The following is a 24,676-nucleotide window of genomic DNA, read 5'->3' as shown; positions in this document are numbered from 1 at the left end:
TCAGTCTCCCAGCGGCAGGTGATCGTCGCCGCCACGGTATTCGTCGAGGGCGAGTTTGATCCGCCGCAGACGCTCTTGATTGTCTTCAGGATTGGCCAGCGCCAGCTCGGTGGCGAGCACATCAATAGCGAGCAACATGCCGTAGCGCGCCGCCGTCGGTTTGTAGATGAACGAAGTTTCCGCGCCTTGCAGCGGCAGGACGATGTCGGCCAATTCGGCCAGCGGCGAGTCGGCGCGGGTGATGGCCAGAATGCGTGCGCCGTAGTTGCGCGCCAGTTCGACGGTTTCCAAAAGCTCCGGGGTGATGCCGGTCAGCGAGCAGACGATCAGCACTTGCTCGGCGTTCAGGCTGGCGGCGGTGACGCGCATCATCACCGCGTCGTGACACACCGCAATCGGGTAGCCGAGGCGCACCAGGCGCACCTGCAATTCGTCGCTGCACAGGGTCGAGCAACCGCCCATGCCGAACGCATGAATCATCCGTGCCTGGCCGAGCATTTTTACCGCGTCGGCGAAGCGTGATTCGTCAAACCCGGCAAGATGCTGGCGTAGCGTGGTTTCGATATCGCCGACAATCTGCCCGTAGAACGCCGACTGGTCAGGTGTGCCCGCCGGGTCGAGAAAACGGCTGCCAACGCCGCTGGCCTGAGCCAGTTGCAGCCGCAGATCACGCAGGTCGCGACAGCCCACGGTACGGGCAAAACGCGACAACGTGGCGGTGCTGACTTCGGCCCGTTGCGCCAGCTCTTCGAGGCTGGCAGAGGCGGCAAAACCGACATCGTCGAGCATCAGTCGGGCGATACGGCCCTCGCCGGCGCTGAAGGAGTCCTGACGGGCGCGGATCTGATAAAGGATGTCCATGGCGGCTGGCTCCGGTTACAGCAAATAAGAAAGGCCGACGGTCAGACCGAAAGCGACCAGCGAGATCAGGGTCTCAAGCACGGTCCAGGTCTTGAACGTCTGCGCGACCGTCATGTTGAAGTATTCCTTGATCAACCAGAAGCCGCCGTCGTTGACGTGGGAAAAGATCACCGAGCCGGCGCCGGTCGCCAGCACCAGCAATTCCGGGTGTGGATAACCCAGACCAATGGCCACCGGTGCGACCACGCCGGACGCGGTGGTCATCGCGACGGTGGCCGAGCCGGTGGCAACCCGCATCAACGCGGCGAACAGCCAGCCCATGATCAGCGGCGACAGGTGAAATTCGTGGGCCAGCCCGACGATCTGATCGGTGACTCCGGCATCCACCAGAATCCGGTTCAGACCACCGCCGGCGCCGACCAGCAAGGTGATGCTGGCGGTCGGTGCCAGGCACTCGTTGGTGAATTTGAGGATCGATTCACGGTTGAAACCCTGGGCGATGCCCAGCGTCCAGAAACTCAGCAAGGTCGCCAGCAACAGCGCGATCACCGAGTTGCCGATGAACAACAGAAACTGGTTGAAACCACTGCCCGGCGTGGAAATCAGATTGGCCCAGCCACCGATCAGCATCAGCACCACCGGCAACAGAATGGTCGCCATGGTGATGCAGAAACCTGGCAGCTTGTCGCGCGGTTCGCGGTCGAGAAATTGTTTTTCCAGCGGGTTATCCGCCGGCAGCTGAATGCGCGGCACGATGAATTTGGCGTACAGCGGCCCGGCGATGATTGCGGTGGGAATACCGATGGCAATCGCATACAGCAAGGTCTGCCCGACCGAGGCCTGATACGCCTGCACCGCGAGCATCGCCGCCGGGTGCGGCGGCACCAGCGCATGCACCACCGACAGACCGGCAACCATCGGCAAGCCGACCATCAGAATCGACACGCCCACCCGCCGCGCCACGGTAAAGGCGATGGGTACCAGCAACACAAAACCGACTTCGAAGAACAGCGGCAAGCCGACCAGAAACGCGATGCAAACCATCGCCCAATGCGCATTCTTTTCGCCGAACTTCTCGATCAGGGTGCGGGCCATCTGCTCCGCGCCACCGGACTCGGCCATCATCTTGCCAAGCATCGTCCCCAGCGCCACCACCAGCGCAATATGCCCCAGCGTCTTGCCCACCCCGGCCTCATACGCCCCCACCACGCCCGACGGCGGCATCCCCGCCACCAGCGCCAGACCGATGGAAATCAGGGTGATGACGATGAACGGGTTGAGCCGGTAGCGGGCGATCAGCACGATCAGGGCGATGATGGCGACGGCGGCATACATCAGCAGCCAATCGCCGAAGGAAGGCGTCATGCGGTACTCCTCGAAAGGGTCACGTTCGAATGGGTTGTGAAACTCATAAATCATTTCGAGATCGAGTTTTCAAACACCATGAAAGTAATTTTCGTGGAGAGGTAAGGCGTGTCGCTGTTGGGTATGTCTTGTCGCGATTAATGAAAATCGCGGGGTGGGATTTACATGGTTCTCAGGCAAACACAAAAACTTGTGGGAGCTGGCTTGCCAGCGATGGCGGCTGCCCATTCAAGATCTCTGCCGACTGATCCACCGCTTTCGCGAGCAAGCCCGCTCCCACAGGTTGATCGCATTCCTTCAGCCAGAATGCGCTTCACTTGTGGGAGCGGGCTTGCTCGCGAATGGCTTCACGCGGTGTAGCGTGAACTCACACCATCTCGTTACGAATCCATTCAACCACCGACGTGCGCTTCGGTACCCAGCCCAGCAGTTCGCGGGCGTGTTTGCCGCGAACGCGGCTGTTGGAGCCGAGGCCGTAGTTGGCCATTTCGTAGCCCCACTCGGCTTCGGCGTCTTGCAGTGGCCAGTCTTGTGGCTCGCCGAGGTTCAGCGCCTGGGCCATGGCGGTGGTCATGTCGATGAACGACGCTTCGCCGCTTTCGACGAAGTAGAAGGTGCCGGGCACATTCTTGGTCAGCGCCAGCAGGTACAGGGCGACGACGTCTTCGATGTGCACGTTGGACCAGATGTTCTGGCCAGTGCCTACATGGCGCACCACACCGCTTTTGCGCGCTTGTTTGAGTAGACGCGGCAACTGCACGCTGTCGCGATTGACCCCCAGGCTGTGGCCGTAGATCAAGGTGTTGCAGATCACCGCCGAGTTCACGCCGTCCTGCGCAGCGGCGAGGATCAGATTGTCGATGGCCACGCGGGCAGCCTTGTCGACGGTGGGTTCCGGCAGGTTGTCTTCGTAGTAGATGACGTCGCTGGACTTGCCGCCCGAGGCATCGCCGACGATGCTCGAACCGCTGGTGTGCAGGAACACTTTGTTCGAACCGCGCAGGGCATCGAGCAACGCTTCGACCGCGCCGCGATGGTCACTGCTGGCGGCGTTGATCACCGCATCGGCGGCGCGGGCCTGTGCGGCCAGCAGCGTGGCGTCTTCGAGGGTGCCGATCACCGGGGTGATGCCCAATGCCTTGAGTTCTTCGGCCTGTTCGGCGCTACGCACCAGACCCGTGACGGTGTGGCCGGCCTGGACCAGACCGGTGGCGATGGAACCGCCGATGAATCCGGCAGCGCCGGTGATGAATACGTTCATGGAGAAACTCCCTGCGTGAATAAGTGATGCCGCGAGTATCGACCGCTAACCCCGGTGGAAAAACCCGCGATCACCCAAATCACTGTTGCGCAGGGATCACGAATCAACCCTTGAAATCGGCGCTGGCGTAGGCCGCAAGTTTGCTCTGGATGAAGTCGAGGAAGCACTGAATGCGCAGCGCCAGTTGCGAGTTACGGTAGTACACGGCGTTGATCGGCTGGCGATAACCGCTGTTGAATTCCGCCAGCAGCACCTTGAGGCGCCCGGCGCGGATGTCGTCGATGGTCATGAAGTGCGACAGGCAGGCGATGCCCTGGCCTTCCAGCGCCAGATGGCGCACGGTTTCGCCGCTGGAGGCGCTGATCGCCGGGGTGATAGGCCAGCGGTCGCCGTGCACGTAACGCAGCGGCCACTGATTGAGGCCTTCGTTGTGGGTGAAGCCGAGCAAAGTGTGTTCGCTCAAGTCCGCCACTTGCTGCGGCGCTCCACGCTTCTGCAGATAGGCCGGACTGGCGACGATCATTAGCGGACTGCAACCCAGCGAGCGCGCATGCAAGGTCGAATCGGCAAGGGTGCCGATGCGGATGGCGACGTCGGTGCTTTGTTCCAGCAGGTCAATGATCAGGTCATTGCTGTTGAGTTCGAGCTGGATGTCCGGGTACAGGCCACGGAATTCGTCGATGTACGGCACGATGGCGTGCAGCATGAACGGCGACGCGGCGTTGATTCGCAGGCGTCCGGACGGGGTTTGCTGGCGTGAGGACAGTCGCTCTTCGAGGGCGTCCATCTGATCGAGAATCAGCTTGGCCTGCTCGAAGAAATACTTGCCCTCCTCGGTCAGGTCCATGCGCCGCGTGGTGCGGTTGATCAGCGTGGTGTCGAGCTTGGCTTCCAGCCGCGACAGTGTGCGGCTGACCGCCGAGGGGGTCTGGCCGACCTGCTCGGCAGCGGCGGAAATCGAACCGCATTCGATCACGCAGACGAAAATCTGCAACTCATCGGATCTGGCTTTCACGGGTGTCCCTTGTTGATCGTCAGCACAAAATCCATTGTGGAGAGAGAACACCCCTGTGGCGAGGGGATTTATCCCCGATGGACTGCGCAGCAGGCCCCGCTTTTCGAGATCAAGATCGGGGGGCCGCTGCGCGACCCATCGGGGATGAATCCCCTCACCACATTTAAAACCCTCACCACAGTTACAACCGTAACCACATGAAATCACTTCACGCCTTGAGAGCAAACACCTGTTTCAGATGCTGCTCATACCGCGCCACATCATTCTCGATGTTCGGGCGCTTCATCACGTCCACACAGAGGAACGTCGGCAGCCCGCTCATGCCCAAGAACTCATTGGCCTTGTGGAACGGGAAATACACCGCATCCACACCCTTTGCTTCAAAGAAATCGCTCGGGTCATCAAACGCCTGCTGCGGTGCGTTCCAGGTCAGCGACAGCATGTATTGCTTGCCCTGAATCAGGCCGCCGCTGCCGTACTTCTGCGACGCATCGGAACGGGTCCGACCATCGCTGGCATAGAGGCTGCCGTGGCCTTCGGTGAAGACTTCGTCGATGTACTTTTTCACCGTCCACGGCGCGCCCATCCACCAGCCCGGCATCTGATAAATGATCACATCGGCCCAGAGGAATTTGGCCACTTCTCCGGCGACGTCGTAGCCCTCGTCGATGAACGTGGTTTTGACATCCAGACCACCGCGATCCAGCACGCTCAGCGCGGTTTCGTGCAGGGTGGCGTTGTAACGACCGTCGGAGTGGGCGAATTTCTTGCCACCATTGAGCAACAACACTTTTTTCATCGGAACGCCTCGCGCAGCCATTGGGCTGGAGAAAGATGGGAAAACGAATGGCGGCAGGTTAACCATCCATCTCGCGCGGAATAAGCCGCGTCGGCGCAAAATACATTTGATCAAAAAGCACGAATCGAATGCCGATTGTTGCAATAGCATTCCCGGCCATCTGCATTTGAGGAGTTGTTTCGATGAGTGAACGCCACGGTTTCATCCTGCATGCCAAGACCCGCCCGGAAAAAGCCGAGGCTTTCGAAGCGCTGTTTCGCGCCTATGTCGAGCCGAGCCGCGCCGAGCCAGGCTGCATCGAGTACCACATGCTGCGCGACAAGGAAGACCCGACGCTGTTCATCTTTTACGAGATCTGGGAAAGCCAGGCGCACCTCGACGTGCATTCGAACCTGCCGCACATGCGCGAGTTTTTCGACAACCGCATGACGTATCTGGAGCGCGATTTCGATATCCGCCGGATCGAGATGCTCAGCGCCTCGTCGGCTAGCCGCTGATCAGCAGATGGGCGCCGAGCGCGCCCAGTCCGACGAAAAATACTCGCTTGAACAGCACGGCACTGATGCGCTGACGCAGCCATTGGCCGAACCCCATGCCCAGCATCGCCGGGATCAGCACCAGCAGCGACGCACTCAATTCGCCACTGCCCAGTGCGCCACGCCAGAACAGGCCGCCGGCTAGCGCCAAGGTCGACACGGTGAACGACAGGCCCAGCGCCTGCACCAGCTCATCGCGACTCAAACCCAGCGCCTGCAGGTACGGCACCGCCGGAATAACGAACACACCGGTGGCCGAAGTGATAACCCCGGTGATCAGCCCGCACAGCGGGCCGAGCCACGGTTCATGCCGGGGATTGACCTGCAGCGTTGGCAGCAACAACCCGCTCAACGCATACAGCAGCAACGCCGCGCCCAGCCCACGCACCACCCAATGCCCGCCTGCCATGCCGATCGACAACGTGCCGACGGCGGTGCCGAGGAAGATCATCAGCAACAGCGGCCACAGGCGTTTGAGCAGCCCTTTCAGATGCCCGCCGAACGCCAATTGCCAGACATTGGTCAGCGTCGCCGGAATGATCAGCAACGCGGCTGCCTGTGACGGCGCCATAGCCAGACCGAGCAGGCCCATGGCGACGGTGGGCAGACCGAGGCCGATCACGCCTTTGACCAGTCCGGCCATGATGAAAGTGGCGATGACCAGCAGGGACAGAGCCAAGCCGAGGTTTTGATAGAAGTCTGCAAATGCGTTCATGGCGCTACTGTGCGCTTTGGCGGGTGCGTTGAAAATCTGCCATATACTGAGGCTGCCTCTGCCGGTACAAGAGGCTGTTAATTGCGTTGCGGCTGATGGCCCCTTCGCGAGCAAGCCCGCTCCCACAGTTTTGGATTCACCACTGATCCACTGTGGGAGCGGGCTTGCTCGCGAAGAGGCCCGCCCAGACACCACAAAAACCACAGGCGGCCCCATGCACTTCGACCTCACCGACCTGCGCCTTTACCTGCACATCCTCGACACCGGCAACATCACCGCCGGCGCCGCCCGCAGCCATCTTTCGCTGGCCGCCGCCAGTGCCCGCATCCGCGCCATGGAAGCCTCGCTGGGCACCGAGTTCCTGCAGCGCGGCCGCCGTGGCGTGAGCCCGACACCTGCTGGCAAGGCACTGGCCCACCACGCGCGCATCCTCCTGCAACAGGCCGAACGCATGCAGCAGGATCTGGCCGACTACGCCCAGGGCGTCAAAGGTCAGGTGCGACTGTTGTGCAACACCACGGCGATCACCGAATACCTGCCGGAAGTGCTCGCGGACTTTTTGCGCGAGCATCCCAACCTCGACATCGATCTGCAGGAACTGCCCAGCGCCCGCATCACCCACGCCTTGCGCCAGGGCGCAGCCGATATCGGCATCGTCTCCGATGCGGTGGACACCTCCGATTTACAGACTCAGCCCTTTCGCGATGATCCGTTAGTGCTGATCGTGCCGCGGGAACATCCACTGGCCAACGCCGCCGAAGTCAGCTTCAGCGACGCCCTGCATCACGATTTTGTCGGCCTGAGCACCGACAGCGCGCTGGCGATCTACCTCGAAGAACAGGCGCTGCACAGCGGCTCGCGCATGCAGGTGCGGATCCGCGCCGACGGTTTCGAAGGAGTGCTGCGCATGGTCGCCCGAGGCGCCGGCCTCGCCATCGTGCCGCTGGCGGCCATTGAACGCGCGACGCCGCGCTCATTCAACAGCATCACCCTCAACGAGCCATGGGCGCGCCGCACGCTGATGCTCTGCGCCCGGGACTTCGGCGCCCTGCCCGGTTATGCCAAAGCCTTGCTGCAAGCCTTGACTCTCCCCTGAGGGGCAGACTTCATCCTTGGCGTTCAACGGCAAGGAGCATGACCATGGGCAAACGCATTCTGCTGATTCTCGGCCATCCCGGCGCGACGAGTTTCTGCGCCGCACTCGCCGAGCGCTATGCACAATCAGCGCTCGATGCCGGACATCAGGTGCGTCAGTTGCGCTTGGGAGAGATGGCTTTCGACCCAGTGTTGCGCCAAGGGTATCAACAGGCTCAACCGCTGGAAGACGACTTACGCCGCGCGCAATCCGACATCCTTTGGGCCGAACATCTGACGCTGGTCTACCCGATCTGGTGGGGCGGCATTCCGGCGCTGCTCAAAGGTTTTTTTGATCGGGTGTTGCTGCCGGGATTCGCCTTCAAATACCGAAAAGGCAAACCCTTTCCCGATCAGTTGCTCAAGGGGCGCACCGCGCATTTGCTGGTGACGATGGACACGCCACTCTGGTATTACCGCTGGATCTACCGGATGCCGGGACTGCATCAGGTGCGCAAGACCACCCTGCAGTTCTGTGGTATCAACCCCCTGCGCACGCTGACCTTCGGCCCGTTGCTTGACTCCAGCGACCGGCAGCGCCAGCGCTGGCTGCAACAGGCGCACGCTATCGCCCGCCGCTAAGTCTGCCGATAATGCGCCGCATGGTTTCACATTGAAAAAGGACTTTTATGTACATCGGCCAAGCCGCGCAACGTGCCGGCACCACCATCAAAAGCATTCGCCACTATGAGTCGATCGGTTTGCTGCCCACGCCCCGGCGCCAAGGTAAATATCGCCTCTACGACCAACAAAGCATCGAACTGCTGATCTTCATCAAATGCGCAAAAGAGATGGGCTTCAGGCTCCGGGAATTGCAGACGATTTTTGCCGCGCATCATGGCGAGGCCATGCCATGGGATCTGGCCCAACAGGCTATCGAGGCAAAAAAACGCGAGATCAACAGCAGCATCGCTGAGCTGACGCGGCAATACGCGCAACTGGAAGGTTTCGAAATCGACCTTGAACGGGCGCGGGTCGAATGCCCGCTGGAAAACCTTTGACGGTTTGCGCGTTTCTGAGCAGCTCGATGTCGAGCACAGACAACTGAGCGGCAACCGGGCGCTATAGGGTGCGAGTTGGTTTCTTTGCCATCCGCCCACTGCCCGGAGTTCTCATGACCGCGACCGCCCCCATCACCGTTCTGCGCGACACCCACCCGCTGCCGGTACTCGATGCCTGCAAATGGGAAAAACTCGAAGGTGACCCGCACACCGTCAACCTCAACGCTTACACCAGCGAAGACGGCAGCAAGATCATGGGCACCTGGATCTGCACCCCGGGCAAGTGGCGGGTCGATTATGTGAAGTGGGAGTACTGCCACTTCCAGGAAGGCTACTGCATCATCACCCCGGACGGCATGGCGCCAATCCACCTGCGAGCCGGCGACATCTTCGTGGTTGAACCGGGGATGAAAGGCACCTGGGAAGTGGTCGAGACCGTACGCAAATATTTCGTCTTCGCCTGATGCAAAAAAAGCCGGGAAACCACCCGACGTGATTTCCCGGCAACACCTACTGCATTCTGGCTGACGCCATGGTTGTGGCGCCTGTGAGATTTGTGGCGAGGGGATTTATCCCCGATGGGCGCAAAGCGCCCCCCCGCATTGTGTCAGTTGAAACGCAGGCTCAGTGGTTGCGACTGCTACACAGTCGATCGGGGATAAATCCCCTCACCACAAAGTCTCCGTTGCCACAAAAAGTATTGATGTCCAAGTTACTGTGGCTTGCGATAGCTGTTGATAATCGCCGAGAAGTCCTTGCCACCCTCCCCGCGCTGGCTCATCGCCTGATACAACTGCTGCGCCACCGCGCCGAGCACCACCGGTTGATGCGCCTGACGCGCTGCTTCGGTCGCCAGCCCCAGATCCTTGAGCATCAGTTCGGCACCAAACCCACCGGTATAACCGCGCGAGGCCGGCGCCGTTTCGACGATGCCCGGCCACGGGTTGTACATTTCCGAACTCCAGCAACGCCCGGTCGAGCTGTTGATGATCCCGGCCAGCACCGAGGTGTCGATCCCCAGTGCATCGCCCAGCGCCATGGCTTCGCTGACGCCGACCATCGAGATCGCCAGCAGCAGGTTGTTACAGATCTTGGCGATCTGCCCGGTGCCGACTTCGCCGCAATGCACGATGTTGCGGCCCATCTGCGCCAGCACCGGTTGCAGGGTGACGAACAGTTCCGGAGTGGCGCCGACCATGAAGGTCAGCGTGCCGGCGGTCGCGCCGCCAGTGCCGCCGGAGACCGGTGCATCAGCCATGGCCACGCCTTGTTTGGCAGCAGCGGCGGCCACATCGCGGGCGGTCTGCGGATCGATGGTGCTGCAATCCACCGCCGGCACACCTTTGCCGATACCGGCGAGCACACCGTCCTCACCGAGCCAGACGCTGCGCACATGCACCGCCGCCGGGAGCATGGTGATCACCAGCTCGGCGTCTTCGGCGGCCTCACGGGCCGAGGCGCGGATAGTGCCGCCCAGTTGCTCAAGCTCCGCCAGCACCGTCTTGTTCAGGTCGACCAGATTCAGTGAATGGCCGGCCTTGATCAGGTTGCGCGCCATCGGCGCGCCCATGTTGCCCAGACCGATAAATGCGATTTTCATGGCCAGTCCTCAGCGCAGGTTGATGGTGGTGTTCACGCCGTCGTTGACGCTGTCGTCATCGAACCAGCGCGCCGTGACCGTTTTGGTCTGGGTGTAGAACTGCACCACTTGCTTGCCGTACGGACCCAGGTCGCCGAGTTTCGAACCACGGGAACCGGTGAAGCTGAAGAACGGCACCGGCACCGGAATCGGGATGTTGATGCCGACCTGGCCGACGTCGATTTCCGTCTGGAATTTGCGCGCCGCCGCACCGCTCTGGGTGAACAGGCCCGTACCGTTGCCGAACGGGTTGGCGTTGACCAGTGCGATGGCCTGATCGAGGGTGTCGACTTCCAGCACCACCAGCACCGGGCCGAAGATTTCCTGGGTATAGATCTGCATGTCAGTGGTCACGCCCGAGAACAGGGTCGGGCCGACGAAGTTGCCTTGTTCGTAGCCCGGCACCTTGATGTCGCGACCATCGAGTTCAAGCTTGGCGCCTTCCTTGATGCCGCTTTCGATCAGATCGAGAATCCGCGCCTTGGCTTTCTTCGAGATCACCGGGCCGACATCGGTGCCCGCCTCGCTGCCGGCGTTGACCTTGAGTTTCTGCGCCAGCGCTTTCAGATCCGGCAGCCATTGTTTCGCCGCACCAACCAGCACCACCACCGAGGTGGCCATGCAGCGTTGCCCTGCCGCACCGAAACCGGCGCCGACCAAGGCATTCAGCGCTTGCTCGCGATTGGCGTCCGGCAGCACCACGGCATGGTTCTTCGCACCCATCATCGATTGCACGCGTTTGCCGTGCTTGCCGGCCAGGTCGTAAACGTGCGTACCGACCGCGGTCGAACCAACGAACGATACGGCTTTGATGTCCTTGTGGGTACACAGGCCATCGACGACGTCCTTGCCACCGTGCACCACGTTGAGCACGCCGGCCGGAACGCCGGCCTCGATCGCCAGTTCCACCAGGAGCATGGTCGACAGTGGATCCTGCTCGGAAGGCTTCAAGACGAAGGTGTTGCCGCAAGCGATGGCCATCGGGAACATCCACAGCGGAATCATCGCCGGGAAGTTGAACGGGGTGATGCCGGCGCACACGCCGATTGGCTGGCGCAGGGTGTAGGTATCGACACCGCCGGCCACGTTTTCGGCGAACTCGCCCATTTGCAGGGTGCCGATGGAACAGGCGTGTTCGACCACTTCCAGGCCACGGAAAATATCGCCCTCGGCGTCGGCAATAGTCTTGCCCTGCTCGGCGCTCAGCACTACAGCGATGCGCTTGGAGTGCTCGCGGATCAGTGCCTGCAGCTTGAGCATGATGCGCATCCGCGCGCCGATCGGGGTCAGTTTCCAGGTCTGGAACGCGCGGTGCGCGGCACTGATGGCGGCGTCGACTTCAGCGGCAGTGGCGAACGGAACCTTGGCCAGCACTTGCTGGGTCGCCGGGTTGACGATGTCGTGCCACTCGGTGGTCTGCGATTCGACCCACTCGCCGTCGATCAGCAACTTGACCTTCTGGACCGTGGTTTCGTTGGGCGTAAGCGATGCGTTCATGCTGGTCTCCGAAACTTGTTTTTATCGTAGGAGCCAAGGCGAAAGGGTTCGCCTTGAGATGAGGCGTGTGTCACGAATTGGTTGTCGTGACTGTTTTTGGAGTATAGATGTGCAAACTTCTAATAAGAACGCACATATAAGCCCGTCCATCATGCAAAAAAACATCACCTCCCTGGGGTCGCTGAACTGGGACGACCTGAAGTTTTTCCTCGAAGTCGCCCGTACCCGCAAGGCCAGCACCGCGGCCAAACGGCTCGCCGTCGACTACACCACCGTGTCGCGGCGCATCAGTTCGCTGGAAGCGGCATTGGGTACGTTGCTGTTCGAAAAATCGCGCACCAGCGGTTTTGTCCTGACCACTGAAGGCCAGCGTTTGCTGGGCTATGCCGAGTCGATTGAAAGCACGTTGCACATGGCTTGCGAGCAGGTCTCGGGCTCTGGTGTGGCACTTTCCGGGCATGTACGCATGGGCTGCACCGAAGGTTTCGGCAGTTTTTTCATCACCCCGCAGCTGAGCCACTTCGTCGACGCCTACCCGGCGATCTCGGTGGACATCCTGCCGCTGCCGCACTTCATCAGTCTGTCCAAACGCGAAGCCGATATCGTCATTGCGCTGGAGCGCCCGGAACACGGCCCGTACGTGTGCTGCAAACTCTGCGACTACCGCTTGCAGCTGTACGCAACCCAGGACTACCTCGACCAGCACCCACCGATCCGCCGCCCGGCCGATTTGGGCAAGCATCAATTCATCAGTTATGTGGATGACCTGGCGTTCAGCTCGGAGCTGCTTTACCTGGCGAACGTGCTGCCCGGCGCCAGCGCAAACCTGCGCAGCACCAGCGTGATCGCGCAGTTCGTCGCGGCGCAGCAAGGGCGTTCACTGGCGATTCTGCCGTGCTTCCTCGCGGCGCAGGATCCGCGCCTGCTGCCGGTGCTGCCCGAGGAAATCGACATCACCCGGCAGTTCTGGATGTACTGCCGGGAGGATCTCAGGAAATTGAAGCGGATCACCCTGTTGTGGGATTACATCCGTGAGGTGACCGAGCGTAATCAGGGTCTGCTGATGGGGCAGACCCGCGAGATGCGGTTTGCCGATTAATCGGCGCTGACCACAATCGACACCCGGCGATTTTCGGTGCGTCCGGCGGCAGTGTCATTGGACGCCACCGGCTCGCTGCTGCCCAGTCCGCGCAGCTGAATGTTCTCTTCCTTCATGCCGACGGTGGTCAGCACTTTGGCCACGCTTTTGGCCCGACGCAGCGACAGTTGCTGGTTGTAGGTTTCCTTGCCCGAGGCATCGGTATGACCGTCGACCCGCACCCGCTCGATACCGACGCCGAGCAGTGCCTTGCCGATGCGTTCGACGATTTCGGTGCTCTGGTTGTTCAGGCTTTCGATATCGCTGCCAAACAGCACTTTGCCGGACAGGCCAAACTCCCAGCCCTCGTCGGTCGCTTCGAAGCCTTGTTGTTTGAGGACGGCGATCTGCGCCGGGGTCAGGCCTTTCTGCGGTGCGGTCTGGCACCCGGTCAGCGCCAGTACGGCGATCATCAGCAAGGCGGAAAACAGTCGAGCGGGAAATGTGAACACGGAATCAGCTCCTGGTTTGCAGATTGACGACCGGGCTCTCCGACCCGGCAGTGAATTGAGCGCCACGCGACAGGCGCTTGGCCTGATACATCGCGGCGTCGGCGGCGTTGAGCAAGGCACCTGGCGTGGCGCCATGATCGGGGAAAACCGCAATGCCGATACTGAGCGACGTCACCACACTGGTATCGCCCGGCAGCGCGATGGGCATGTCCATGCTGGCGAGAATCTTGTCAGCAATGCGCTCGGCGTCCTCGATCTTGTGCAGCGGCGCGAGCAGTACGGCGAACTCGTCGCCGCCGAGCCGCGCCACCAGATCCTCTTCACGCAGTTGCGCGCGGATCCGATTGGCGACCGCCACCAGCACCGCGTCGCCAGCGGCGTGACCGAAGTTGTCATTGATGCCTTTGAAGCGGTCGCTGTCGAGAAACAGCACCGCCACCCGCTCATTGAGCTTGCCGGCGTTGCGCAAGGCGCGAATCAATCGCCCCTCGAAAAACGCCCGGTTGGGCAAACCGGTGAGGCTGTCGTGGCTGGCCTGATGGGCGAGGGTTTCGTTCTCGCTTTGCAGATGGGTCTGCCAGGATTCGAGTTCATCGAGCAGGGCATTGAAGTCGTTGCCGAGGTTGTCGAGCTCGGCGATCTGCGCCGGCGGTACCCGGCGATCCAGTGCTCGCTCGCTGCGGGCAGCGTGGGCCACCGCCGCGAGGCTGCGAAGCGGGCCGGTAATGCTGCGCAGCTGTCGGCGCGCCAGATACAGCGCGACCCAGGCACTGATTGCGGTGCAGAGAATGATCCCCGCCAGACCGCTGAGCAAGAAGCGCATCAGGCTACCGCCGTGACCGACCAGCAGAATACGCCCAATTTCACGGTCCTGATGCATGATCGGCAGGCTGATCGGCTTTTCCAGAATGGTCCGGGCAGCCTGCATTTCCAGTTGGGAAAACAGACCGTTTTCGGGCCGCTGCCAACGCGCCAGCAACTGCCCCTGTGTGTCGAACACCTGGGCATCCGCCACCTCTTCGGTGGACGCGATCAAGGCCAGCGCTTCGGTGGCGGCGTCCTTATCGTTGAACACCACCGCCGCTTCCACGGTGTAGCTGATCGAACGTGCAATCAGATGCAGGTTGTGATCGGCGTACACCCGCAGCGCGAGAACGCCCAGCAGGGTCAGCGACACGCTGGCCATCGTCACGGCCACCAGCGCGACAATCAAATGGCCGCGGCCGATGACCGAGCCCAGTGTCGGGCGGCTCCTGGAACGAAACAGCTTCATGGTGCCGCCGGTTTGCGGCGCGACAACTGCAGTACGCTTGGGTGGATGCGTACGCCGCTGCGGGCGACAGAGTCGAGATTGACCTCGAAGGAAACTTGCTGATCGCCGACCCGCAGGCAGAACAGGCTGCCGACCGTGCACTGATCGCCACCTTCGCTGATGCTCAGCACCGGATGGCCGATCAATGAGGTGAACAGCCGACTGCGTTCATCTGCGGTGAGTTTGCCGATGTATACCGCATCGCATTCGCTGACGATCGCCGGGTTGTCGGCCAGCAGTCGGCGCACAGCGACCGGACGACCGGTGGCTTGCGTAGTGCCTTTGACCAGGTCATCGGTGTATTCGGTGGGGCCGACGATGCACAGGCGCAATTGTGCAGGTTCCACCGGCCAGCGCGCGTAACTGAGGATGCCCAGCACAACCTGCGTCACCGACTGGGCGCGCTGCTCGGCCATGCCCACCGGCGTCTGTGCCTGCGCCATGGCGGCGCCGGTCAGCAAACAGAGCAGACCGACAAGCAATGCGTGCTTGCAGCGAACCACGCGCTCTGTCGCCCAGACAGCCACCTTCATGCAGGGATTCTCTTGGATCGTACCGAAATGATGCCGCAACGATAGCACAGCGCAGTAACACCAGCGAGACAGCAGCTGCTGACCAGTTGGTCAGTAATCGGCACCGAACATCAGGCTATTTCATTCCCGAACCTCGCCACCTTCTTCCAGTTCCAGCATCAATCCGCTCAGGCGCTTGACCTTGCGCTGCACCGCCTCTTCAAACACGCCGGCCCGGGGCTCGATCAAAGTGAACCAGTGTTTGGCCCGGGTAATACCGGTATAGATCAATTCCTTGGTCAACACCGGATTCAAGGCGTCCGGCAGGATCAGCGCGGTGTGGGCGAACTCGGAGCCCTGGGATTTGTGCACCGTCATCGCGTACACCGTTTCCACATCGTTGAGCCGGCTCGGCAGCACGAAACGCACACCGCCCTGCCCGTCGTTACGCGGAAAGGCCACGCGCAGCACCGGTTTGCCGGCGTCCGGGCCTTCGCGCTCGGGCAACTTGAGGGCAATGCCAATATCGCCGTTCATCAGACCCAGACCGTAATCGTTGCGCGTCATCAGCACCGGCCGGCCTTCGTACCATTGCTGGTCATGCTCGATCAGGCGTGCCTTGACCAGCGTTTCGGTGATCCGCAGATTCAACCCTTCAACGCCCCAAGGCCCCTTGCGCACAGCACACAACAACTGGAAGGTGTCGAACGCCTGCAGCACTTCCCGCGCCCAGTTGATCCAGTCCGGATGCTCCAGCGGTCTTTCCGCTGGCGGGCGTTGTTGGCGCAGGATATTCAGATAGTGGCGATAACCCTTTGGACCTTCCCCATGACCGTCGAGCAGCAGCCGCTCGAACGTGTGATCGTGTTCGCCCTTGAGCGGCAGGGAAAACACGTCATCATAGTGACCGGCCGCCAGCAACTGGCGCGCCTCCTCCGGCAACTGCTGATTGACCCGCCGCGCCAGCTGACCGATGCCGCTGCCTTCACCGAAGCGTCGGGAATGGCGCAGCATCACCAGTTGCTGAGCCAAAGGATGCGAGCCGTCGTGGTCCTCGTGCAGGCCACTGTCCTGTAATGACTCACCACTGACCGACTCCAGCCACCGCCGGGTCTGCGGGTTGTACCAGCCTGCCTCGGCATCGCGGCACAGATCGCCGAGCACCGCCCCGGCCTCTACGGAGGCGAGTTGATCCTTGTCACCGAGCAACACCAGACGCGCATGCGCCGGCAACGCATCGAGCAGGTTAGCCATCATTTCCAGGTCGATCATGGAAGCTTCATCGACCACCAGCACGTCCAGCGGCAAGCGGTTGCCGGCATGGTGGCGGAAGTGTCGGGTGCCGGGCCGGCTGCCCAACAAACGATGGACAGTGGTCACGTCGCAGGGGATCTTCTCGCGCACGTCTTCGGTGACTTGCAGCGACTGCACTTGCTGGCTGATGGACTCGGTCAACCTCGCAGCAGCCTTGCCCGTGGGCGCCGCCAGACGAATGCGCAACGGCTGACCGGCTTCCACCGCCGGCGCCTGAAGCAGCGCGAGCAGACGCACCACCGTGGTGGTTTTGCCAGTTCCCGGGCCGCCCGTGATGATGCTGAAGGCTCCCCGAGTGGCAAGCGCGCAGGCGAGTTTCTGCCAGTCGATCACTGCTCCGGGCCTGGCGGGGCCGAACAATTCATCGAGACGTTGGGGCAAGTCATCCGGCGGCGTTTCGCCTTGGGCCAGACGTGTGCGTAACGCCGCATCGATACGCCGCTCATAGGCCCAGTAGCGCCGCAGATACAGACGCTTGCCGGACAGCACCAACGGTCGCTGATGCGCCGCTTCGCTATTGTCCGCAGCCAGTGCAACCAGAGCGCTGCTCGCCAGCACCTTGCACCAATGGGCGCCATCCAGCGTTTCAAGCAGCTGCGACGGCAGGAGCAAGACATCACTTTGCTCATCGCCTTCAGGAGGTAAAGACAGGGCGAAATCCGGGGCCTTGAGGGTTTCGAACAGGTCGAGGCAGACATGTCCGTGACCCAGTTGATGGCTGGTCAGTGCGGCAGCGAGCAACACCAGTGGATCGGACTGGGGTGCGAGTTCGTACAGAAAACTGATAAAGGCCTTGTCCAGCGAACGAAGCCAGCCTCGCTCGACCCAGCGACCAAGCAAGATCAGCAGATCCGAGGCACTGGTCAGTGGCGCCAGGCTCGACGGGTTGTCGATAGCCGATGACAGATCGGCGAAGGTACGGCTCATAGCAGGACTCCCTGTTCCCATGCGGGTTCGGCCTTGGGTTCCGGCTTACCCTGGAAAAGACGATCCAGGCGCTCGATCAGTTCGCGCGGCGGCCGCGCAAAATACACCCCGCGACTGTCTGCCCGGGTCCCGCGCAGAAACACATACAACGCACCACCGACATGCCGATCGTAATCGTAGTCAGGCAACCGCGCCTTCAGTTGTCGATGCAACGCCAGCAGATACAACACGTATTGCAGGTCATAACGGTTGTCGAGAATCGAGCGCTCCATGGCTTGCTCGGTATAGGCCGCATCGTCGACACCCAGCCAGTTGGATTTGTAGTCGGCCACGTAGTAGCGCCCTTCATGTTCGAAGGTCAGGTCGATGAAGCCTTTGAACATGCCGTTGAGCTGTACTGGCTCGGCGGCTACTCGTGCCACACCGTTGTGGGTGTACTGGCGCACCCACTCATCGAGTTTGAGAACATCGACCTTGTGGCTGGCGAACCAGAACTCCATCTCGACGCGGTACTGTTTCAGTTGCTCGAGAACCACCGGAGGCTGTCCGCCACCTGCTGGCAGCGACGACTTGAGCAAGTGTTGCAGCCAGTCACTCAGGGTGGTGATCCACCCCTCCCAACCACGCAGGTTGCAGCGCCGGCCAATCGCATCCTTGAGCGTTTCAAAAGGAACGGCAAAACCTTCGTCTCCGGCCCATTCGAGCAGACCATGAAGAAAGGTTCCCGGATTCGGACCGCGGGGAAAACGATGAATATCGGCGCCACCGGCCACGATCTCGCGTGGCGCTTCCGGGTCGAGACGCTCATCATCAAACAGCTTTTGCGCTTGTGGACTGTCCGGCGCCTCATCGCTGCCCACGCTCAATACGTCACTGATGCGCAAAGCACTGTAGGAGGCAATCCACCAGTTTTCGCTGGCCTTGCGCTTGGGCACCAATGTAGCGCTGAGGATCGCTTCGTTACGCTCGGGCCGGTAGATCTCCTGAGTGGCTTGAGGCAACTCCCCCAAACTGATGGCCGTGCAGTTCTGCTGCAAATCCTGCAGCCAGCGGCTCAGACCGGTTGACTCATCCAGCCTTGCGCCGCCACCCAGCAGATAGCCAAGCGCCGAAAGATGAAGCACCGAACCGTTGTTATTAGCGCGTTTGAGGTCCGTGACACCCAGCCAGCAGGCATGTTGCGCGCGAGTCAGGGCGACGTAGAGCAGACGCAGGTCCTCGGCCAGACGCTCGTCATCCGCCAGGGCGATCAATTCGGCGGTCGGCTTCAGTGTCACCTGGGCTTTGCCGGAGGCATCGTGGTAATGCAGCGGCAAGCGACTGCCATCCACCGGTTTTGCCGAGCAGATGAACGGCAGGAACACCAGTGGATACTCAAGCCCTTTGGACTTGTGAATGGTCACGACCTTGACCAGTTGCTCGTCACTCTCCAGACGCAATATCTGCTCTTCGCCGGCCTGACCGGACAACGCCAGAAGCTCGGCCAGATGACGAATCAGCGCTTGCTCGCCATCAAGCTCAGCGGCAGCCTGCTGCATCAGTTCCGACAAGTGCAAAAGGTTGGTCAGTACCCGCTCGCCATCACTGCGTGCGATCAGGGTCTGCGGCAGGTGAAAGTCGTGCAGCAGGCGCCGTAACATCGGCAGCACACCTTGCTTGCGCCACAGTTCGCGATAGCCACGAAACTGCATGACCCGGGCTTCCCAGACCAACTCGTCCTGATTCAAACGTTCCAGTTCAGCCAACGGCAGATTGAGGGTGATGCAAGCCAGCGCAGCCTTCAGAGAGCGCTCGACATCCGGCTCCGCGCAGGCCTTGAGCCAGGAGAGCAGGTCATGCGCTTCCTGGGCGGCGAACACCGAGTCCTTGTCCGACAGGTAAACGCTGCGCACGCCACGGGCCGCGAGTTCTGCGCGTACGGCTTGGGCCTCTTTGCCGTCGCGTACCAGAATCGCAATGTCAGAGGGTCGCAAGCCTCTGAAGTCTTCTCCGTCGCGGACAAATCCCGCCGCACCGGCTTGCCCGCCATTGAGCAACGCGGTGATTTCGCTGGCACAGGCCGCCGCCAACTGCTGGCGATAGACCGCGCCTGACAGCGGCTGCTCCGTCGACAGGTGCCAGACATTCAGTGCCGCGACATCGTGCCCGGCAATCTGCAGCCGCTCTTTGCGCCCCTGAGACTCAACAGGCTGGAACGGCACCGGGTTTTCCCCGGTTTTTTCCCGAAACAAAAACGCGCCGCGTCCCTGCTCGCGGGACTCGGCGCGTTCGAATACGTGATTGACCGCGTTGACCATGCCATGGCTGGAGCGGAAGTTGGTGCCCAGCGTATGCAGGCGGCCGGCAGTGGCCTGACGCGCACGCAGGTAGGTGTAGATATCGGCGCCACGGAACGCGTAGATCGCCTGCTTGGGGTCACCGATCAGGAACAGACCGGTATCCGGACTGTTATCCTCGATGCGGTAGATGCTCTCGAAAATCCGGTATTGCACCGGGTCGGTGTCCTGAAACTCATCGATCAGAGCAACCGGAAACTGCTCGCGGATCACCGCAGCAAGGCGCTCGCCGCTGTCGGATTGCAACGCCGCATCGAGGCGCAACAGCATGTCGTCGAACCCCATTTCCGCACGACGACGCTTCTCTTCCTCAAAACGCGCGCCCACCCATCTCGCCGCATGTTGCAATACGGCGGCATCGGGGGTGGGAAGCGCGTCGAGGCTCGACTTGAGCCCCGGCATCGCATCGAGACCCGGATGACTCGGTGCCTGGCCCTTCCAGGCTTCGGCCATTCCGTCAGGGGTCAATCGGGTGAAACCGGTGCCGATGTCCAGTTGTTCCATGGCCTCGTCTTCGGCCCACGCCTTGAGTTTCTCGAACCAGGGCTCGAAGTAGCGCGCCTGCATCTTGCGTCCGTCGACGGCTTTGCTCGCAACGCCTTCGTGACAGATCACCAGCAGCTCATCGGCCCACTGACGCCACGGCATCTTCAGCTCGAGCAACGCGGCACGCCGTTCTTGCAGACACTCGTCGATCAGCTCTGCGGGGACCTTGCCGTCATCACTGTCGCGCTCACTGCCAAACAGGCCGCGCACTCGTGGCAACAACGCTGCCGGCCCACCCCAGTTAGCGCGAACCCAGTTCAGCGCGTCGCCCTGCATCGGGTAACAGAACAGTCGCCAGTAATCGCGCAGTACTTCACCGAGCAGATCGCTGTGATCGGTTTCCAGGGACTGGGTAAACAGGCTGCCGCTGTCGAACGCGTGTTCGCGCAGCATGCGCTGGCACCAACTGTGGATGGTGGAGACGGCCGCTTCATCCATCCATTGCGCGGCGATGTCCAGGCGATTGGCGCAACCGGGCCATTGTGCCGGGTCAAACTGCTCGCGCAGCTCGGCAATCAAGCCATCCGGCGCCGGGGTTTCTTCACGGAAAAACCGCGCAGCCTCGGCCAGCCGCGTACGGATTCTTTCACGCAGCTCCTTGGTGGCGGCATCGGTGAAGGTCACCACAAGAATCTGCGGGGGCAGCAATTCACGGCCGAAGCCGCTCGATTCGCCGCCGTGGCCAAGGATCAGCCGCAGATAGAGAGCAGAAATGGTAAAGGTCTTGCCGGTACCCGCACTGGCTTCGATGAGTTGACTGCCGTGCAGCGGGAAGGCCAGAGCCAGCGGTGTTTTGGTACTCATGCGCGTGCCCCTTCGCTGGCCAACGAGCGCCATGGCGCTTCCAACAGGGGGCGATACAACGCGTCGCACCAACCGGAGAATGTTTCGTCGGCACTCAATGCGTCAAAGTCAGCGAATTGGCGTGACAGCGCAGGGCTTTCACGGCGCTCACCGTCACTGGTCTGGCCGTCGCCTTCGTAGGCTTTTCTGGCAGCCGCCTCAGCCTTGAGCGGATCAGTCTGCGCAAGCCAGGCGAAGGCCGTCTTGACCGCGATCGGCAGCGGCTGGCGCATGCCGGCCTGCCAGGCGAGCAGCAGATCACCCAGAAAACGAACCGCTCGGTCCTTCTCCGTCGGCTCAAGCAGCAGCGTATCGTCACTCGCCACCAGTGCCGTGGTCAGGATAAGTCCGCTGGCGCAGGCCACCAGGTGATTGACCCACGGCTTGATCAACCGATGCCATTTTCGACTTTTGATCGAGCCGATGCTGTTGGGAATGGTCGTGACCGACAACACGCCACCGTCAGCGCGTTGATGCAAACCGGCGAGCCAGCCTTCAACACGCACGCCCTGCAACTCAAGACTGACCGGGAGCGCGCTGGTCAATGGTGTCGGCCATAACGCCAGAAGGTGTTGGTAACGTTGCAGCAAGTCAGGTAACGGCTCGATCAACTCTCGTTGCAGGCATTCGCCGAAGCCGGCCATGGGCAGCAATCCGCTGTTTTGCAAACGCCGCGCCTGATCTTCGAGTGCCCGATTGATATTGTCCGGCTGCCGGAGTGCGGCTTCGAGCAGGCTGTCGCTCAGTGTGTAGCGTTGCAATGCGTCCAGCACGAACGGTTCTTCGTCAGCCAGGGGCGCCTCGGCGGCCTCGAAGTACACTTTGAGGCGCTGCGTGAAAAAGTGCCGGACCGGGTTACGCAAGAAATCCTGCAGCAGAGCCAGACTCAGCGGCTCCTCCTGAACATGGGGCGCGAGTAGCTCCATCTCATGTTGTGGCGCATGCACCTGGTGCAAGACCTGCCATTCACGGGCATAACTGAATAGTTGATCGCCTTCATGGAAATAGCGCGAACTGAACGGTTGCAGGGGGTGCTCCTCGGTCATGGAGGTCAACAGATCCTGATGCTCATCGAGCGACCGCCAGCCACTGGCGAGGTGATCGCGCAACTGCCCGATCAGCACTGAAGCAGGCCGTTCACTGTTGTCGCGAATGCTGCGTCCGACCCAACTGATGTAGAGCTGATCGCGCGCAGACAGGAGCGCCTCGAGCAACAGATAGCGATCGTCTTCACGCCGGGAACGGTCCCCTGGCCGGTAGTCACTGCCCATGAGGTCGAAGTCCAGCGGGGGTTGCGCCCGGGGATAATCGCCATCGTTCATCCCCAGCAAACAGACAAGCTTGAACGGGATCGCCCGCATGGGCATCAGCGTGCAAAAGTTTACTGCGCCGGCGAGAAAACGCTGGGACAGACGCCCCTGATCCAGCCCCGCGAGCCAGGCTTCACGAACCACCGTCAGCGGCAATTCATCGACCAATCCAACGGATTCACAGGTCTGCAGCCAGGTTTCGCGCAACTCCTCAAGTTGCGTGAGCAGATAATCGTCGTGCTCGTTACTGGCCTTGAAAAACAGCTGCATCAGGATTTGCAGGCGCTGGCCCCACACCTTGGGCTGAGCGACTTGAGTGAGTTCGTGATGGGCCAGTTCCAATGCATCGAGCAGGGCAACCAACGGACCGATCAACGCAGCATCCAGACCACCGATTTCATCGTAGGGTTCGATACCGGCACAGGCGCTGGAGCTGCCAACTGCGTACCCCAACAACATCCGCCGCAAACCGAAATGCCAGCTGTTCTGTTCAAGCTCATCCGGCAAGCCCAGGCCGGCACGTTGCCCGGCGTTCATTCCCCAGCGCACGCCTGCTCCTTCGATCCAGCGATGCAGAGTAGGCAAATCACGCTCTTGTACGCCAAATCGGGCGCGCAACGCAGGGACGTCGAGCAGATCGAGGATCTCGCTCACCGGGAAACGACTATCGGGCAGCTTCAGCAGGTGCTCGACAGCAATCAGCAACGGATCGCGGCCCCGCTGGCCCTGGTCGGCCAAGGTAAATGGAATGAAGCGTGGATCATGTCGATCCAGTTGTCCGAACACCGCCCGGATATGCGGCGCATAGCTGTCGATGTCCGGCACCATCACAATTACATCTCGTGGGCGCAGATCTGGATTGGCGCTGAAGCGTGCGAGTAACTGATCGTGAAGGATTTCCACTTCGCGCTGGGCACTGTGGGCTATGTGGAAGCGGATCGACCCATCCTGCGTCAAGTCAACGGCAGGCCAGCGCTCACGCGTTTCATTGAGTGGCCGCAACTCGAGGATGTCGTCCTGAAGTTGGTTGAGCATGTTATGTGGCTGATTTTCGCTGAACAGATCAATGCGCCCGTCACGAAACGCCGCGCGATAGCTGTTGGGGTCATCGTAACTGTCGAGCAGGTTGATATAGTCGCGGCCTTGCTTGCCCCAGGCGGCGAGCAGCGGATGAGCATGTTGGTGCAACGTTTCGGGATCGAGTACGACCGGCATGCCGTTCTTGCGGCTCTGACGCTTGTATTGATGACGCAGCAGATCCTTGTCGGCGACGATATCGGCCCAGTGGTGTCGGCAAGGGTTGTGTACACACAACAGCACCTGACTGAAACGTGCGAGTCCGGCCAACGCTTCAAGCACCTGGGCGGGCAACGAGGATATACCGAACACGATCACCCGCGAGGGTAGTCCTGCTGGTGCATGTTCGAGGGAATTTATGCACTCGATAAATCGTTGATGAACACCGGCGCGGCTCTGGGCCATGCCTTGCTCACCGACATCTTCCAAAAGAGCACGCCACAGCTCAGCCTGCCAGCAACTGACTGGAGGCAGTGGCTTTATCTCGCCTCGAACATTACGTAACTGATGCCGGCCCTCGGCCCAATCTTCGAGCCAGTCGGCCCGATACACCTGATATTGGTCAAACAGGTCTGCCAGGCGCTCGGACAACTGGTAGCGCTTGCGCAAGTCGGTGTCATGGGTGAGGAAGCGTTGTAGCGGTTCGAAATGGGGGCGATCAATCACTTGCGGCAACAGGCGCATCAGCCGCCAGGTCAGGGGAGCTTTGTCGAGCAGGGATGTGGCGGGGATTTCGTCTCGGCCCAACACCATACGGTAGAGCTGCCACATGAAACTGCCTGGAAGCTGCACATCGATGGCAGCGGCTATTCCGCAACCACCGAGATCGTCCTCTTCAGGATCTTCTGCCAATGCCAGCTTGAGCCATTGGGCGATACCGTTGCTTTGGACCAGAGCGATTTCATTCTCCAAGGGAGCCAATGGGTAGCGCCGCATGATGCTGACCACCAGGCTGCGCAGCTCGTCCAGGCTATTGCTCTGGACCACCATGAATGCAGCGTTGAGGGACGAGGCGTCCGGCATAAAAGCTTCCTTGGAAAAGTACAAAAGCCAAGGCAGAACCTTAGCACTGTCGGCAGGCTGTGA

20 protein-coding genes are annotated in these 24,676 nt (G+C 61.2%); 6 read left to right on the top strand and 14 right to left on the bottom strand.

Annotated features, from left to right (window positions below; genetic code table 11):
- The 5 genes from ACOYXI_RS23045 to ACOYXI_RS23025 all read right to left on the bottom strand — a co-directional run bounded on the left by ACOYXI_RS23045 (position 1) and on the right by ACOYXI_RS23025 (position 5,301).
- Positions 1 to 861 (bottom strand): MurR/RpiR family transcriptional regulator, encoded by an 861-nt coding sequence (locus ACOYXI_RS23045; protein WP_098967106.1) that lies wholly within the window; start codon positions 859 to 861, stop codon positions 1 to 3.
- A 15-nt stretch (positions 862 to 876) separates the two neighbouring features.
- The gene (locus tag ACOYXI_RS23040; RefSeq protein WP_461675338.1) at positions 877 to 2,226 is read right to left on the bottom strand and encodes a GntP family permease; all 1,350 of its coding nucleotides are present in this window, start codon (positions 2,224 to 2,226) and stop codon (positions 877 to 879) included.
- Positions 2,227 to 2,593: 367 nt separating this feature from the next.
- On the bottom strand, positions 2,594 to 3,487 hold the full coding sequence (locus ACOYXI_RS23035; RefSeq protein WP_201135858.1) for an NAD-dependent epimerase/dehydratase family protein: 894 nt from the start codon (positions 3,485 to 3,487) through the stop codon (positions 2,594 to 2,596).
- A 103-nt stretch (positions 3,488 to 3,590) separates the two neighbouring features.
- Positions 3,591 to 4,502, bottom strand: a complete 912-nt coding sequence (locus ACOYXI_RS23030; protein ID WP_139055498.1) for a LysR family transcriptional regulator — start codon at positions 4,500 to 4,502, stop codon at positions 3,591 to 3,593.
- Between the two features lie 208 nt (positions 4,503 to 4,710).
- Positions 4,711 to 5,301, bottom strand: coding sequence for an NADPH:quinone oxidoreductase MdaB (locus tag ACOYXI_RS23025; RefSeq protein WP_134785387.1), 591 nt, complete (start codon positions 5,299 to 5,301; stop codon positions 4,711 to 4,713).
- 182 nt (positions 5,302 to 5,483) lie between these two features.
- Here ACOYXI_RS23025 and ACOYXI_RS23020 point away from each other — a divergent pair, with 182 nt between their 5' ends.
- The gene (locus ACOYXI_RS23020) at positions 5,484 to 5,798 is read left to right on the top strand and encodes a putative quinol monooxygenase (protein WP_003221439.1); all 315 of its coding nucleotides are present in this window, start codon (positions 5,484 to 5,486) and stop codon (positions 5,796 to 5,798) included.
- On the opposite strand, the gene ACOYXI_RS23015 is transcribed toward ACOYXI_RS23020, so the two are convergent.
- Entirely contained in the window at positions 5,788 to 6,552 is a 765-nt protein-coding gene (locus ACOYXI_RS23015) for a sulfite exporter TauE/SafE family protein (protein WP_461675337.1), read from the bottom strand. The two genes, ACOYXI_RS23020 and ACOYXI_RS23015, sit on opposite strands and share 11 nt — an antisense overlap.
- 214 nt (positions 6,553 to 6,766) lie before the next feature.
- Between ACOYXI_RS23015 and ACOYXI_RS23010 the strand changes: the two genes are divergently transcribed.
- The 4 genes from ACOYXI_RS23010 (at position 6,767) to ACOYXI_RS22995 (ending at position 9,151) form a co-directional block, all read left to right on the top strand.
- On the top strand, positions 6,767 to 7,648 hold the full coding sequence (locus ACOYXI_RS23010) for a LysR family transcriptional regulator (protein WP_225137450.1): 882 nt from the start codon (positions 6,767 to 6,769) through the stop codon (positions 7,646 to 7,648).
- A 44-nt stretch (positions 7,649 to 7,692) separates the two neighbouring features.
- A complete protein-coding gene (locus ACOYXI_RS23005) occupies positions 7,693 to 8,268 on the top strand; it encodes an NAD(P)H-dependent oxidoreductase (protein WP_461675336.1) in 576 nt (191 codons plus the stop codon).
- Positions 8,269 to 8,315: 47 nt separating this feature from the next.
- Positions 8,316 to 8,687 (top strand): MerR family transcriptional regulator, encoded by a 372-nt coding sequence (locus tag ACOYXI_RS23000; protein WP_086793657.1) that lies wholly within the window; start codon positions 8,316 to 8,318, stop codon positions 8,685 to 8,687.
- Between the two features lie 113 nt (positions 8,688 to 8,800).
- On the top strand, positions 8,801 to 9,151 hold the full coding sequence (locus tag ACOYXI_RS22995; protein WP_003221437.1) for a cupin domain-containing protein: 351 nt from the start codon (positions 8,801 to 8,803) through the stop codon (positions 9,149 to 9,151).
- A gap of 248 nt (positions 9,152 to 9,399) precedes the next feature.
- On the opposite strand, the gene mmsB is transcribed toward ACOYXI_RS22995, so the two are convergent.
- Both mmsB and ACOYXI_RS22985 read right to left on the bottom strand, forming a co-directional pair.
- On the bottom strand, positions 9,400 to 10,287 hold the full coding sequence (gene mmsB / locus ACOYXI_RS22990) for a 3-hydroxyisobutyrate dehydrogenase (RefSeq protein WP_098967092.1): 888 nt from the start codon (positions 10,285 to 10,287) through the stop codon (positions 9,400 to 9,402).
- Positions 10,288 to 10,296: 9 nt separating this feature from the next.
- Complete coding sequence (locus ACOYXI_RS22985; protein WP_007962100.1) at positions 10,297 to 11,823, bottom strand: CoA-acylating methylmalonate-semialdehyde dehydrogenase; 1,527 nt, start codon at positions 11,821 to 11,823, stop codon at positions 10,297 to 10,299.
- A gap of 151 nt (positions 11,824 to 11,974) precedes the next feature.
- Between ACOYXI_RS22985 and ACOYXI_RS22980 the strand changes: the two genes are divergently transcribed.
- Complete coding sequence (locus ACOYXI_RS22980) at positions 11,975 to 12,922, top strand: LysR family transcriptional regulator (RefSeq protein ID WP_007962101.1); 948 nt, start codon at positions 11,975 to 11,977, stop codon at positions 12,920 to 12,922.
- Here ACOYXI_RS22980 and ACOYXI_RS22975 read toward each other — a convergent pair.
- From ACOYXI_RS22975 to recC, 6 genes are all read right to left on the bottom strand, one after another.
- A complete protein-coding gene (locus tag ACOYXI_RS22975; RefSeq protein WP_171061906.1) occupies positions 12,919 to 13,374 on the bottom strand; it encodes an OmpA family protein in 456 nt (151 codons plus the stop codon). The genes ACOYXI_RS22980 and ACOYXI_RS22975 overlap by 4 nt on opposite strands.
- A 43-nt stretch (positions 13,375 to 13,417) precedes the next feature.
- Entirely contained in the window at positions 13,418 to 14,686 is a 1,269-nt protein-coding gene (locus ACOYXI_RS22970; protein WP_135294907.1) for a diguanylate cyclase domain-containing protein, read from the bottom strand.
- On the bottom strand, positions 14,683 to 15,258 hold the full coding sequence (locus ACOYXI_RS22965; RefSeq protein ID WP_027614152.1) for a YfiR family protein: 576 nt from the start codon (positions 15,256 to 15,258) through the stop codon (positions 14,683 to 14,685). The genes ACOYXI_RS22970 and ACOYXI_RS22965 overlap by 4 nt, the downstream gene beginning before the upstream one ends.
- Positions 15,259 to 15,378: 120 nt before the next feature.
- Entirely contained in the window at positions 15,379 to 17,478 is a 2,100-nt protein-coding gene (gene recD, locus ACOYXI_RS22960) for an exodeoxyribonuclease V subunit alpha (RefSeq protein WP_098967089.1), read from the bottom strand.
- Positions 17,475 to 21,164, bottom strand: a complete 3,690-nt coding sequence (recB, locus tag ACOYXI_RS22955; RefSeq protein ID WP_134785383.1) for an exodeoxyribonuclease V subunit beta — start codon at positions 21,162 to 21,164, stop codon at positions 17,475 to 17,477. The genes recD and recB overlap by 4 nt, the downstream gene beginning before the upstream one ends.
- Positions 21,161 to 24,613: an exodeoxyribonuclease V subunit gamma gene (gene recC, locus ACOYXI_RS22950; protein ID WP_134785382.1), complete on the bottom strand. Its 3,453-nt coding sequence runs from the start codon at positions 24,611 to 24,613 to the stop codon at positions 21,161 to 21,163. Before recC ends, recB begins: the two co-directional genes overlap by 4 nt.
- Positions 24,614 to 24,676 lie beyond the last annotated feature (63 nt).

This window comes from Pseudomonas sp. G3-19, from assembly GCF_054855875.1.
The sequence above is the reverse complement of the archived record's forward strand: the minus strand, read 5'-3'. Positions and strand labels throughout refer to the sequence as shown.